The organism is Rhizobium sp. P2_G9, from assembly GCF_056403475.1.
The window spans coordinates 20,430-33,400 of sequence record NZ_JBFUFK010000013.1; the positions used below are offsets into that span (position 1 = coordinate 20,430).

Annotated in this window: 11 protein-coding genes, 2 tRNA genes and 1 riboswitch; of the genes, 8 read left to right on the top strand and 5 right to left on the bottom strand. The window is 61.7% G+C overall.

Annotated elements, in window-relative coordinates; all coding sequences use genetic code 11:
* Window positions 1-13: 13 nt before the first annotated feature.
* Window positions 14-1,729: an FAD-dependent oxidoreductase gene (locus AC1DYF_RS12580; protein ID WP_477877077.1), complete on the top strand. Its 1,716-nt coding sequence runs from the start codon at window positions 14-16 to the stop codon at window positions 1,727-1,729.
* A gap of 34 nt (window positions 1,730-1,763) precedes the next feature.
* Here AC1DYF_RS12580 and AC1DYF_RS12585 read toward each other — a convergent pair.
* Window positions 1,764-1,837 (bottom strand) — tRNA-Gly (locus AC1DYF_RS12585).
* A gap of 185 nt (window positions 1,838-2,022) precedes the next feature.
* On the opposite strand from AC1DYF_RS12585, the gene AC1DYF_RS12590 reads away from it, so the two are divergent.
* A complete protein-coding gene (locus AC1DYF_RS12590; protein WP_477877078.1) occupies window positions 2,023-2,364 on the top strand; it encodes a hypothetical protein in 342 nt (113 codons plus the stop codon).
* Between the two features lie 32 nt (window positions 2,365-2,396).
* Here the strand turns inward: AC1DYF_RS12590 and AC1DYF_RS12595 are convergent, their stop codons facing one another.
* Window positions 2,397-3,452 (bottom strand): RNA polymerase subunit sigma-70, encoded by a 1,056-nt coding sequence (locus tag AC1DYF_RS12595; RefSeq protein WP_477877079.1) that lies wholly within the window; start codon window positions 3,450-3,452, stop codon window positions 2,397-2,399.
* 266 nt (window positions 3,453-3,718) lie between these two features.
* Between AC1DYF_RS12595 and AC1DYF_RS12600 the strand changes: the two genes are divergently transcribed.
* The gene (locus AC1DYF_RS12600; RefSeq protein ID WP_477877080.1) at window positions 3,719-4,402 is read left to right on the top strand and encodes a glutathione S-transferase family protein; all 684 of its coding nucleotides are present in this window, start codon (window positions 3,719-3,721) and stop codon (window positions 4,400-4,402) included.
* 91 nt (window positions 4,403-4,493) lie between these two features.
* On the opposite strand, the gene AC1DYF_RS12605 is transcribed toward AC1DYF_RS12600, so the two are convergent.
* Window positions 4,494-5,585 carry a 2'-deoxycytidine 5'-triphosphate deaminase gene (locus AC1DYF_RS12605; RefSeq protein WP_477877081.1) on the bottom strand — a complete coding sequence of 364 codons (1,092 nt, stop codon included), beginning with the start codon at window positions 5,583-5,585 and terminating at the stop codon, window positions 4,494-4,496.
* A 70-nt stretch (window positions 5,586-5,655) separates the two neighbouring features.
* A riboswitch (SAM riboswitch) is annotated at window positions 5,656-5,734 on the top strand.
* A gap of 48 nt (window positions 5,735-5,782) precedes the next feature.
* On the opposite strand from AC1DYF_RS12605, the gene AC1DYF_RS12610 reads away from it, so the two are divergent.
* The 4 genes from AC1DYF_RS12610 (at window position 5,783) to AC1DYF_RS12625 (ending at window position 11,882) form a co-directional block, all read left to right on the top strand.
* Window positions 5,783-6,967, top strand: coding sequence for an O-succinylhomoserine sulfhydrylase (locus AC1DYF_RS12610; protein WP_477877082.1), 1,185 nt, complete (start codon window positions 5,783-5,785; stop codon window positions 6,965-6,967).
* 299 nt (window positions 6,968-7,266) lie between these two features.
* Window positions 7,267-9,048: an IlvD/Edd family dehydratase gene (locus AC1DYF_RS12615; protein WP_477877083.1), complete on the top strand. Its 1,782-nt coding sequence runs from the start codon at window positions 7,267-7,269 to the stop codon at window positions 9,046-9,048.
* Window positions 9,049-9,150: 102 nt separating this feature from the next.
* Window positions 9,151-10,386 (top strand): putative DNA modification/repair radical SAM protein, encoded by a 1,236-nt coding sequence (locus AC1DYF_RS12620; RefSeq protein ID WP_477877084.1) that lies wholly within the window; start codon window positions 9,151-9,153, stop codon window positions 10,384-10,386.
* Entirely contained in the window at window positions 10,386-11,882 is a 1,497-nt protein-coding gene (locus AC1DYF_RS12625) for a UdgX family uracil-DNA binding protein (protein ID WP_477877085.1), read from the top strand. Before AC1DYF_RS12620 ends, AC1DYF_RS12625 begins: the two co-directional genes overlap by 1 nt.
* On the opposite strand, the gene AC1DYF_RS12630 is transcribed toward AC1DYF_RS12625, so the two are convergent.
* Entirely contained in the window at window positions 11,869-12,114 is a 246-nt protein-coding gene (locus tag AC1DYF_RS12630; protein WP_477877086.1) for a helix-turn-helix domain-containing protein, read from the bottom strand. The genes AC1DYF_RS12625 and AC1DYF_RS12630 overlap by 14 nt on opposite strands.
* A 209-nt stretch (window positions 12,115-12,323) precedes the next feature.
* Window positions 12,324-12,400 (bottom strand) — tRNA-His (locus AC1DYF_RS12635).
* Between the two features lie 260 nt (window positions 12,401-12,660).
* Here AC1DYF_RS12635 and AC1DYF_RS12640 point away from each other — a divergent pair.
* Window positions 12,661-12,951, top strand: coding sequence for a hypothetical protein (locus AC1DYF_RS12640; RefSeq protein ID WP_477877087.1), 291 nt, complete (start codon window positions 12,661-12,663; stop codon window positions 12,949-12,951).
* Window positions 12,952-12,971: the final 20 nt, after the last annotated feature.

Genomic DNA, 12,971 nt, shown 5'->3' on the forward strand with positions numbered 1-12,971 from the left:
ATTCGGAGAACGCATGGCAGAGCCAGGTTCACGCGACTATCAGATGTTTCCGGTGTTCACCGCGCACCAGATCGAGACAGCCAGGCGCTTCGCCAATGGCGAGCCCAGGCATTTCGATGCCGGCGAAATGATCTATGACGTTGGCGATGGACCGGTTCCTGCCTGGCTTGTCCTGCAAGGATCGATGGATGTCTTCCGTCACGACGGGCTGTCCCATGCCGCGGCGATCACCGCGCACCGGCCAGGCCAGATCTCGGGCGAAGTCAACCAGCTTTCGGGCCGGCCGGCACTGACCGGCGCCCGTGCCGGTGGGGATGGCTGCACGGCCGTGGCTTTCGATGCCGCACATCTCAGGGCCCTGGTCATCGCTTCAGCCGATGTCGGCGAAATCGTCATGCGGGCTTTCATCTTGCGGCGGGTGGCGCTGATCAGCGCCGGCACCGCTGGTTCGGTGCTGATCGGAGCGCCGGGCAGCCCCGCACTTTCCCGCCTTCAGGGATTCCTGGCCCGCAACGCCTATCCCTACACTGTCCTGGATGCATCGTCCGATGAGGAAGGCCGGGCCTTGATCGAACGGCTTGGCATCCAATCGTCCGAACTGCCGTTGATGGTCTGCCCGAACGGCACCGTGCTGAAACACCCGTCCGACGTCGAGGCTGCACGCTGCCTGGGCATGACCCCGGACCTCACACCGGGCAAGATCTACGACGTCGCCGTCGTCGGTGCCGGGCCGGCCGGACTGGCCGCAGCCGTTTATGCCGCCTCGGAAGGGCTCGAGGTCACCGTCATCGACGAGCGTTCCGTCGGCGGACAGGCCGGTGCTTCGGCGCGGATCGAAAACTATCTCGGATTCCCGACTGGCATTTCCGGCCAGGCGCTTGCCGGCCGTGCCTATAACCAGGCGCTGAAGTTCGGTGCGGAAATCGCCCTGCCGATCGAGGTCACCGGCCTTTCGCCTGCCGTCAACGCGGCCGGTCCGCACATTTTGCAGCTTGCAGGAGATCGGACAATCACGGCCCGCATCATCGTCGTCGCCTCCGGCGCCCGCTACCGGCGGCCGGATGTCGCCAATATCGAGGCGCTGGAAGGCAACGGCATTTCCTATTGGGCGTCCTCGATCGAGGCGAGGCTCTGTGCCGGCGAAGACATCGTGCTTGTCGGTGGCGGCAATTCCGCCGGCCAGGCGATCGCGTTTCTGGCGCCGCAGGTCAACCGGCTGCATCTGGTGGTCCGGCGTCCGCTGGAAGCGACGATGTCGCGCTATCTGATCGATCGGATCGGCGCCCTGCCAAACGTCGAATTGCATACGAGTTGTGATGTGCAGGCGATCGAAGGCGACCAGACCACCGGACTATCCGCCGCGATCCTGCGCAACCGGCAGACCGGAACGGACAAGCGCGTGCCGCTGCGCCACATGTTCCTGTTCATCGGCGCCGACCCGAACGCCGCCTGGATTCGCGATCACGTCGAGACCGATGACAAGGGCTTTATCCTGACGGGCGCGCCGTTCCGCCGGCCGGATTATCCCCGGGCGCCGCTACCGCTGGAAACCTCCGTGCCGAACGTCTTTGCCATCGGCGACGTCCGTGCCGGCTCGACGAAACGGGTTGCTGCGGCTGTGGGGGAGGGGGCGGCGGTGGTGGCGCAAATTCATGCGGCGTTGCAATTCATGGGAGGGGTCGAAGCGGACCGAAACGTGGCGGAGCTTCGCGCCGCGGCGCGCGAGTGACCGCAATATTTTGGATAATTGAATTTGTTGTTTCTGGAGCGGGTGAAGGGAATCGAACCCTCGTATTCAGCTTGGGAAGCTGCTGCTCTGCCATTGAGCTACACCCGCACTTGCTTTCCAATCCCATGACAGGTGTTTGGCTGTCAAGCCGAATTGGCTTTGGTCCGGGGCATTTGGGTAAAGACGTGTGTGACAAGTGCGGGACCTGCGGGACAGGCCACGCTCTGGAGTGTAATATTCATTGTCTTGCGTTCGTGGTCGGTAATTTTGATTGGCGCGATAGAGGAGCATGTATGGAAGACCAAGACCCGCAGCAACCGGTAGTCATGCCCAATGGCTACAGGCCGGCGATCGTGACGGCCATCACCGTGATATTGGGATTTTCGCTCTATTTCCTGCGCTTCTGGAACTTCGAAGCTCCGGGAGACTGGACAGTGCCGTCCCTGATTGCAGCGATCGCGATGGTCGTTTCCATCACGGTGCAGATTGTCGCGCTGGCCCGAGCCCTTAGCCTGTCTGATGACAATCCCAAGGCCTATAGCATCACGGTTCGGGTGTTTATCGTGGGCGTCATTCTTGCTCTTGCGAGCGTGGTGTTTGCATCGGCGGCATTCGCTGGGATTTTTGGCTCCTGAGATCAAAGCCAAACTTAACCTGGATGAGCAATTCATCGGGGATGCATGGGAAGGCCTGCATTGGAGAAGATTGAAGGCGCCAATGGTCCTACAAAGGCCACGATCGATGAGATGGCGCCTTCGGAAACCTCGAGAACGTTGAGGGAGTGGGGACGCCAGGGCTCGTCCTCGTTTGCGCGAACGTAGAGTGCGACGGCGCTCCGGCCGTTGGATTGCAGCACTTGCCCGCGATAGTCGCTCCAACGCTCCAAAGCCTGCTGCATGAACACCCTGAGCACATCGCTGCCGCTGAGCCATGTCCGCCAGGGCGGCATGCGCAGCGTCGCGTCGGCGCGCAGCAAGGACACGAAGGCATCGAGGTCGCGGTTCTCGAGGGCCGCGGCGTAGCGCTCTGCCATTTGCTGGTCCACATCGCTGGCGGCAGCCCATTTCGGCTCGTGTCGATAAGCGGCATCGAAGGCGCGGCGTGCCCGCTGCAGCCCGCTATTGGCCGCCTGTGGGGTGATGGCGAAGGCCGAGGCGACGTCGGCGGCGCTCCAGCCGAGGACTTCGAACAACAGGAAGATTGCCCGTTGCCGCGCGGGCAGCAATTGCACGCAAGCCAGAAAGGCCAGGCGCACGGATTCCGCCAGTTCGTAACTTGCATGCGGGTTCGGCGCTTCGTCCGCTATCAGCGAGAGTGCGGGCTCCGGCATAGGCTCAAGCCAGGCGATATCGAGATCCGGCACGCCCAGTCCAGCGAAATCGTGGATGCGTTTCGGAACCGGGTCGCCCCAGAGGCGCCGCTCGCGCTTGTGCCGCCTGAGCGCGTCAAGACAGGCATTGGTCGCGATGCGGTAGAGCCATGGCCGCGCATGCGCCTGATCGGCCAGGTCCTTGCGCGAGCGCCAGGCACGCGCAAAAGTCTCCTGCGCGATGTCCTCGGCGTCCGCCAGCGATCCCATGATCCTGTAGCAATGCAGCCTGATTTCCTTCTGTCGCTCACGTGTGAGCTGGTCGAAGGCGGCACGCTCGACGGTTGTCGAGCTGTCGGCCTCGGCTTGCCCCTCTGGCTGAGCGCTTCCGCTTTGCACATTCAGTGAGCTCATAAGACCGCCTCTGCGTCGATTATGGTCATCGCTCTAGCCTGCATGATCTTCGCTCACCCTTCGAAAGAGATATCTCCGCTCCATTGGACGAATTGCAGAGCGCCAATTCATCGCCCGAAATGAAGAATTCGCCGCGAAGCGCCTTTTTCTTCGCGGATGCCGCTGAAGGCCTGCCGCGCGATGAATTTCCGCTCGCGCCGTCGTCTTGTCCAGCAGGGCCCCGCCAATTGCGGCAGAGCCCACCATAGCAAAAGGAAAGACWGGTCATGACTGACATTATTGTCCACGGAATCTCCTTCAGCCCCTATGTTCGCAGCGTCGCGATGGCACTCGAGATCAAGGGCGTGCCTTATCGGCATCGGCGTCTTGAACTGCGGCCTGCCGCCGGTGGTCTGGGAAGCCCTGAACACCTCAAGCTTCATCCATTCGGCCGGGTTCCCGTGCTCGATCACGGCGATTTCAGGATCTACGAGACCCAGGCGATCCTGCGTTATCTCGACGCGCGCTTTCCCGAGCAGCCGTTGCAGCCCACCGAACCAAAAGCCCTCGGGCAAATGAGCCAGGCCATGGGCATCCACGACTGCTATATGTTCACGCAGTCGGTTCGGCCGATCGGCGCGCAGCGGGTGGTACGTCCGGCCTTGATGGGCCTTACTCCAGACGAGGCAGTGGTGGCCGAGGCTTTGCCCGTGACGCAAGTCTGTCTAACGGCATTGGATTGTCTACTGGGGAAGAAGCCATTTTTTGGCGGGGATGCACTGTCGCTGGCCGACCTGCTGTTGGCCCCGCAACTGCACTTGATCTCCGGCGTGCCGGAGGTCCGCGCCATGCTGGAAGGCATGGGGCTGTTCGATTGGCTCGAACGGATGGTGGCGCATCCGAGCATGGTTGCCACAATCCCCGTCGAGCTCAATCTGCCGAGCAGCTTGCGGGCGCTCGAAGCGGCGTGAAGTGCGATCGCCGGGATAGGGCAAAGCGCAACGCGTCGCCCTGCCGCGCAAAACCATTCCGGCGGGCTCTTGTCCGCCGGGATTTTGCCGCTCACTCGTGCGCGCGAAAATGCTTCGAGAGCTTCAGCCCCTGCGCCTGGTAGTTTGAGCCCAGACCTGCGCCGTAAAGTGCCTGCGGCAGTTCGCGCATGCGCTCGTAGACCAGGCGGCCGATGATCTGGCCGTGGTCGAGGATGAAGGGCACGTCGTGGCTGCGCACTTCCAGCACGGCGCGAGAGCCGGAGCCGCCGGCCTGTGCGTGGCCGAAGCCGGGGTCGAAGAAGCCGGCATAATGCACCCGGAACTCGCCCACCAGGGGATCGAAGGGCACCATTTCGGCTGCATAGAGCGGCGGCACGTGGACGGCTTCGCGCGAGACGAGGATATAGAATTCGTCTGGGTCGAGGATCAACTCGTTGGCGCCGCGGCTATAGAGCGGTTCCCAGAAATCGTAGACATCGTGTGCTGCCTTGACGTCGACGTCGATGACGGCCGAATGGCGCTTGCCGCGATAGCCGACCAGGCCGTCCGGTCCGGTGCCCTTGAGATCGATGGAAAGGGCAATCGACGAGCCGGCGATAACAGGTGTTTCGCTGGCGACCAGGGTTTCGGCCAGATGCAGCGCCAGCATCTCGCCTTCCTGCAGCAGCGACTGGCCGTCGCGAAAGCGCACCTGCGACAGGCGCGAGCCCTTGCGCACGATGACCGGAAACGTCTTCGGCGAGATTTCGAGATAGAGCGGCCCCTTGTAACCGGCCGGGATCTTGTCGAATTCCTGTGAATAGTCGGTGATCACGCGGGTGAAGATGTCGAGCCGGCCGGTCGAACTCTTGGGGTTGGTCGAGGCCGACAGCACTTCCGGCAATTCCAGGCTTTCGAGCAGCGGCACGATATAGACGCAGCCGGTTTCCAGCACCGCACCTTGGCTGAGATCGACGACATGCAGCTTCAGCCGGTCGAGCTTGTCGGCGACGCGTTTGTGCGGGCCGGGCAGGAAAGAAGCACGGACTCGGAAGGCCTGCGCGCCGAGCCGGAGATCGAGGCTCGCCGGCTGCACCTGGTCGACGTCCAATGCTTTCTCGGCCTTCAGCCGGCCTTCGTCCCAAAGCGCCCTGATCGCGCGGTCTGCCAATATGCCTGCCATTCTGCCCTCATTTTCGCCGGACAATAGAAACCCATCCACATTGACGCAAGCGACCAGATGCGATAAGCCGCAGTTATTCCGTGGTGATTTGGCCGGCCGGCTTGCAGCCACGTTAAACAAGTAGCTAAAAAGGCCGGGTTCGTGATGAAACCGGCTTGCTTTATGCGGCCGGTTTTTTGTTTTTGAGGGTGATGCACATGAGCAAGAAGAACTGGCGTCCGGCAACCAAACTCGTCCATGGCGGCACGCTCCGCTCGCAGTTCGGTGAAATGTCGGAAGCGATCTTTTTGACGCAGGGCTTTTATTACAATTCCTCCGAAGCCGCCGAGGCGCGTTTCAAGGGCGAGGATGACGGCTTCATCTATGCCCGTTACGGCAGCCCCACCAATGACATGTTCGAAAAGCGCATGTGCCTGCTCGAAGGTGCGGAAGATGCGCGCGCCACCGCGTCCGGCATGGCCGCCGTCTCTGCCGCGATCCTCTGCCAGCTCAAGGCCGGCGACCATATTCTTGYGGCCCGCGCCCTGTTCGGCTCCTGCCGCTGGGTGGTCGAGACGCTGGCGCCGAAATACGGCATCGAATTTACGCTGATCGACGGCAAGCATCTGGAGAACTGGGAAAAGGCAATCCGGCCGAACACCAAGGTGTTCTTCCTCGAAAGCCCGACCAATCCGACGCTGGAAGTGGTCGATATTGCCGGCGTCGCCAAGCTCGCCAACCAGATCGGCGCCAAGGTCGTGGTCGACAATGTCTTCGCCACGCCGCTGTTCCAGAAGCCGCTCGAACTCGGCGCCCATGTCGTCGTCTACTCCGCCACCAAGCATATCGACGGTCAGGGCCGCGTGCTGGGCGGCGTGGTGCTGTCGAGCAAGGAATGGATCGACGCCAACCTGCATGACTATTTCCGCCATACCGGCCCGGCCATGTCGCCTTTCAATGCCTGGGTGCTGCTCAAGGGCATGGAGACCATGGCGCTGCGCGTCCGCCAGCAGACGGAAAACGCCGCCAAGATCGCCGATTTCCTCGCCAATCACAGCGCCGTCTCCAAGGTGATCTATCCCGGTCGCAAGGACCATCCGCAGGCCGAGATCATCGCCCGGCAGATGACCGGCGGCTCGACGCTGGTCGCCTTCGAGCTGAAGGGCGGCAAGAGCGCGGCTTTCGCCTTCCAGAACGCGCTCGATATCATCAGCATCTCCAACAATCTCGGCGACGCCAAGAGCCTGATCACCCATCCGGCGACGACGACGCACAAGAATTTGAGTGAGGATGCGCGTGGCGAGCTTGGCATTGGGCCGGGCATGGTGCGGTATTCGGCCGGTATCGAGGATGTGGAGGATTTGATCGAGGATTTCGATCAGGCGTTGGGGAAGATCAAGTAAGTCAGCGATCCGGGGCTGCCCCCCCCTCTGCCCTGCCGGGCATCYCCCCCTCAAGGGGGGAGATTGGCCAGACGCCGGCTCCCTGGCTCAAACTAGCGTCGAGTGCACGGAATACGACAGAAGATTGGTGCGAGGCAGCGCCTCATCCAATCTCCCCCCTTGAGGGGGAGATGTCCGGCAGGACAGAGGGGGGTGATCACGTGCGCCGAGCCTGCGATCCAACAATCCACCCCTTGTGGTCAGAACCCAGACAGCGCTACTAATTGTCAGACCATTGCCTGCCGCAAGGAATTCGCACCATGTCCGACACCACGCCGAAACGCCGTCTCCGCTCCCAGGACTGGTTCGACAACCCTGACCATATCGACATGACGGCGATCTATCTCGAGCGCTTCATGAACCAGGGGATCACGCCCGAGGAACTGCGCTCCGGCAGACCGATCATCGGCATCGCGCAATCGGGCAGCGACATCAATCCCTGCAATCGTCACCATATCGAGCTGGCCAAGCGCACCCGCGACGGCATTCGCGATGCCGGTGGCATTCCGATTGAATTTCCCACCCATCCGCTGTTCGAGAACTGCAAGCGCCCGACCGCGGCGCTCGACCGCAATCTCGCCTATCTCGGCCTGGTCGAAGTGCTCTATTCCTATCCGTTCGACGGCGTCGTGCTGACCACCGGCTGCGACAAGACGACGCCCTCGGCAATCATGGCGGCGTCGACCGTCGATATTCCGGCGATCGTGCTCTCCGGCGGGCCGATGCTCGACGGTTGGCACGAAGGTGACCTCGTCGGTTCCGGCACCGTGTTCTGGCGATCGCGCCGCAAGCTGTCGGCCGGTGAGATCAACGAGCAGCAGTTCCTCGAGGCGGCGATGGATTCGGCTCCTTCGATCGGCCACTGCAACACCATGGGCACGGCCTCGACGATGAATGCGCTGGCCGAGGCGCTCGGCATGTCGCTGACCGGCTGCGGCAATATTCCAGCCGCCTATCGCGAGCGCGGCCAGATGGCCTATCGGACCGGCCGCCGCGCTGTCGAAATCGTCTTCGAAGATCTGAAGCCGTCCGATATCCTGACCCGCGAGGCCTTCCTTAACGCCATTCGCACCAATACGGCCATCGGCGGTTCGACCAACGCGCAGCCGCATCTCGCAGCAATGGCCAAGCATGCGGGCGTCAAACTCTATCCCGAAGATTGGCAGGTGCATGGCTATGACATTCCGCTGCTCGCCAATGTCCAGCCGGCCGGTCAATATCTCGGCGAGCGCTTCCATCGCGCCGGCAGCACGCCGGCCGTGATGTGGGAACTGCTTCAGGCCGGCAAGCTCGACGGCGACTGTCGCACCGTCACCGGCAAAACCATGGCCGAGAATCTCAGGGGACGCGAGGCGAAAGACCGCGAAGTCATCCGCCCGTTCAACGATCCGCTCAAGGAGCGTGCCGGCTTCCTCGTGCTCAAGGGCAATCTGTTCGATTTTGCGATCATGAAGATGAGCGTCGTCTCCGAGGATTTTCGTGCCCGCTACCTGCAGGAGCCCGGCCATGAAGGCGTGTTCGAGGGCAAATGCGTCGTCTTCGACGGCTCGGAGGATTATCACGCCAGGATCAACGATCCGGCGCTCGGCGTGGACGAGAACACCATCCTGGTCATCCGCGGCGCCGGCCCGATCGGCTGGCCGGGCTCGGCCGAAGTGGTCAACATGCAGCCGCCGGATCATCTGCTCAAACGCGGCATCAAGAGCCTGCCGACCATCGGCGACGGTCGCCAGTCGGGCACCGCCGACAGCCCGTCGATCCTCAACGCCTCACCGGAAAGTGCCGCGGGCGGCGGGCTTGCCTGGCTACGCTCGGGCGACGTGATCCGCATCGATTTCAACCAGGGCCGTTGCGACATGCTGGTCGACACGGCCGAGATCGAGCGCCGCAAGGGCGACGGCATCCCGCCCGTGCCGCCCGACCGCACGCCCTGGCAGCGCCTCTACCGCCGTTCGGTGACGCAGCTGTCGGAAGGTGCGACATTGGAAGGCATGGACGAATTCCGCCAGGTCGCCAGGATACCGCCGCGGCACAATCACTGACAGCCTTCGGCTGATCGGGCTTCGGCCGAACGGCTTCGGTGCGTTTTCGCACCAACCCACTTTCCCATTGCAATATAGGGTCACGGAACATATCATGAACAAATGGTTCAGATAAGGCTCCGAGACAAGCTCGCAATCCTCAGCGACGCGGCCAAATATGACGCTTCCTGCGCGTCGAGCGGCACGACCAAGCGCAACTCGGCCGATGGAAAAGGCCTTGGCTCGACCGAAAGCATGGGCATCTGCCATGCCTATGCGCCTGATGGACGCTGCATTTCGCTGTTGAAAATCCTGATGACCAATTTCTGCATCTATGATTGCGCCTATTGCATCAACCGGGTGTCCAGCAATGTGAAGCGGGCGCGGTTCACCGCGGAGGAGGTCGTCTGGCTGACGCTGGAATTCTATCGGCGCAATTACATCGAGGGTCTGTTCCTATCTTCCGGCATCATCAAGTCGCCTGACGATACGATGGGCGAGATGGTGCGGATTGCGCGCGACCTGCGGCTGGTGCATCATTTCCGCGGCTATATCCATCTCAAGACCATTCCCGACGCGGCGCCCGCGCTCGTCGAGGAAGCCGGGCTTTATGCCGATCGGCTGTCGGTCAATATCGAGCTGCCAAGCGATGCATCGGTGACCCGGTTTGCGCCGCAAAAAAGTCCGCTCTCGATCCGCAAATCCATGGCTGAGCTCAAGATGAAGATCGCCGAGCATGGCGAGCCGACGCTGGCGAGCAAGACGACCAAGCGCTTCACGCCCGCCGGCCAGAGCACGCAGATGATCATCGGCGCCGACGGCAGTTCGGATGCCGATATCCTGGCGCGCAGCGAATCGCTCTATAGCGGCTATGGCCTCAGGCGGGTCTATTATTCCGCCTTCAGTCCGATCCCGGATTCCTCGCAGGCTCTGCCGCTGATCAAGCCGCCGCTGATGCGGGAACACCGGCTCTACCAGGCCGATTGGCTGACCCGTTTCTATGGCTTTTCCGCTGGCGAAGTGATGAGCGCGCAGCCGGGCGGCATGCTCGACCTCGACATGGACCCGAAACTCAGCTGGGCGCTCGCCAACCGCCAGCAATTCCCCATCGACGTCAACAAGGCCGGCCGCGAACTTTTGTTGAAAGTGCCGGGCTTCGGCACCAGGTCGGTCGACCGGATTCTGTCGTCGCGCAAGCTCAAGGCGCTGCGCTATGACGACCTGATCCGCATCGGCGCGGTGATGGCGCATGCCAAGCCGTTCATCACCTGTCTCGACTGGCGGCCGGTCAAGGTGCTCGACAGTGCCGATCTGCGCCAGCGCTTCACGCCGGCGCCAAAACAATTGTCACTCTTCTGATGCGCACGATCACCATTCCACGGCTCGGTTTTGTCGATGCCTGGCGCAACAAGGCACGCGGGCTGCTGCAGGAGGGCATTGCCCCTGGAAATATCAACTGGCTCTCCGAAGGCGACGAGGTCGATTTGTTCTCGACGCTTCTGCCTGGCGCCATGCATGCGACGCCGATCGCAAGGCCCACCGTGCCCGCCGCCTTCCTGCCGCTGGCGGCGGCGGCGCTGTGTCATTCCAGCCGTGATCGCTTTGCCTTGCCTTATCGCCTGCTCTGGCGGCTGCAACAGCAGAAGACGCTGCTTGACGACCGGTCCGATGGCGATGTCGCCGGCCTCCATGCGATGGAAAAGTCTGTCCAGCGCGATGCCCACAAGATGAAGGCCTTCGTCCGTTTCCGCGACATAGGCATCTCCGACACCGGCCGGCGGCAATTTGCCGCATGGTTCGAGCCGGAACATGTCATTCTGGAACAGACGGCCCCGTTCTTCGCCCGCCGCTTCGCCGATATGGATTGGCTGATCGTCACGCCGGGCTATGCCGCGCGCTATGAATCCGGCCATCTCGAGCTGTCGCTCTCAGACGAACGGCCGGATTTGCCCGATGATGCCGCCGATGATCTCTGGCGCACGTACTATGCCAGCATCTTCAATCCGGCCCGGCTGAAGGTGAAGGCGATGAAAAGCGAGATGCCGGTCAAATACTGGAAGAACCTGCCGGAGGCGCAGCTGATTCCCGACCTGATCGCCAATGCGGAAAAGTCGGTGCAGGCGATGCGCGAGGCGATGCCGACCCTGCCCAATCCGCGCACGGAGCGGATCATCGGCAGATTGCCACGGCAAGAGCAGCCGGAGGATGGCATTGTCCCTGCCACGCTGGAGGAGGCCCGCAAGGCCGCGGTCATCTGTACCCGCTGCGACCTCTGCCGCTATGCCACACAGACGGTGTTCGGCGAAGGCGAGATCGGCGCCGATATCATGTTCGTCGGCGAGCAGCCTGGCGATATGGAGGATCTGGCGGGGCGTCCCTTTGTCGGTCCGGCGGGAAAGCTGTTCGATGGCGTGCTGCAGGAGGCAGGCCTGGAGCGGCGGCGCGCTTACGTCACCAATGCGGTCAAGCATTTCAAATTCGAGCCGCGCGGCAGGCGGCGCATCCATCAGCGCCCCGATGCCGGCGAAGTCACGCGCTGTCGCTGGTGGCTGGGGCTGGAGCGACAATTTGTCCGACCCCGGATGATCGTCGCCTTGGGTGCAACAGCGGCTTTGGCGGTCACCGGCAATGGCGCCGACATATTGAAACGTCGCGGTAAAGTTGAAATTGCCGATGATGGCGAGACGCCGGTCTTCCTGACCATCCATCCGTCGGCCGTTCTGCGGTTGGGCAATCCGGCCCAGCAGGCGGAGGCAAGAGAATCAATTTTAGGGGATATGCAAGCGCTGATGCGCCATATGGAGACAGGCGACCGGCGTGGAGACCGGTCGCCAGGTATCATCAGCTGTCTATGAGGCTGGTCAATGACACCTGCAAGGCCTGAGCAATACGCTTCAGCTGGCCCATATCGGCTTCAAGGCCTTCTTCAATAGCGGTAATCTCGGCGCTGGTGAGACCGCAAGTCTCGGCAAGATCTTCAATGGAATATCCGACAGACTGTCGGAGCGAGCGCACACGGTTACCGACCTGTACAAGGTCGAACTCGTCCTGTGCGAAATCGCTTTCACGCTTAAGTGAAGTGGTCATATAGGGTCCCTTCTATATTTATCCTGACAGATCTCCACTGCCCTATTGGCGCCTTGTTTTATGCTGCAAGTGCGAAGAGGGCAAGCAAGGAAAAGTAGTGCTCGCCGCCGGGAGCCTGTCGGAGGAGCGGCGAGGGGATTGGCGGTCTGGCCGCAAGGCCTGATCCCGGTCTGGGGTTCCCCACGTTGGATTATTGTTGTTATGAAAGATGGTACGGTTGGGTGGATTCGAACCACCGACCTCAGGAGCCACAATCCTGCGCTCTAACCAACTGAGCTACAACCGCATGACCGAATGTGTGGCATTCGTTGTGGCGACATAACGGGGCACGACAGTTTTTTCAAGCCCCCTCCGACGCGAATTTTAAGATTGATCGGTTATCCGCCAAATTTCAATTCATCGCCGTTCCCACGGGAACATTTAGCCGGGCGTTACCGCGGTGCTGACTGAGCGTGACGACACGAAGAGCTAGGCTGCGCCTTTGCCTGCCTCTTCGACGTCGCATAAGATTATGAGGCTGCAGAACATGCTTGAGACCGAGGATATATGAGCCGCGCCGATGCCATCAGGATACTGACCGAAGCAGGCTTCTTCGCCAATGAACGTCAGTGGTCTTTCGGCGACAGCATTTGCGTCTTTTCATTTCCAGGCGACGGGGATGAAGTTCGGGCTTTCAAGGAGCTTTCGATTATTTACCCGGCAGACAGCGCGGTCTGGGCAGTGCAAAGCTCTTGGGACGGCTCCTCGACAAGGGGAACCGACAGACTTTTTTCCTCTCTGGCTGAGGCGGTTTTCCATGTTTTAGAAAACATGCCATCGCCGGCCAAGGAGAAATGAATGCAGGCGCAAAGCCCAGC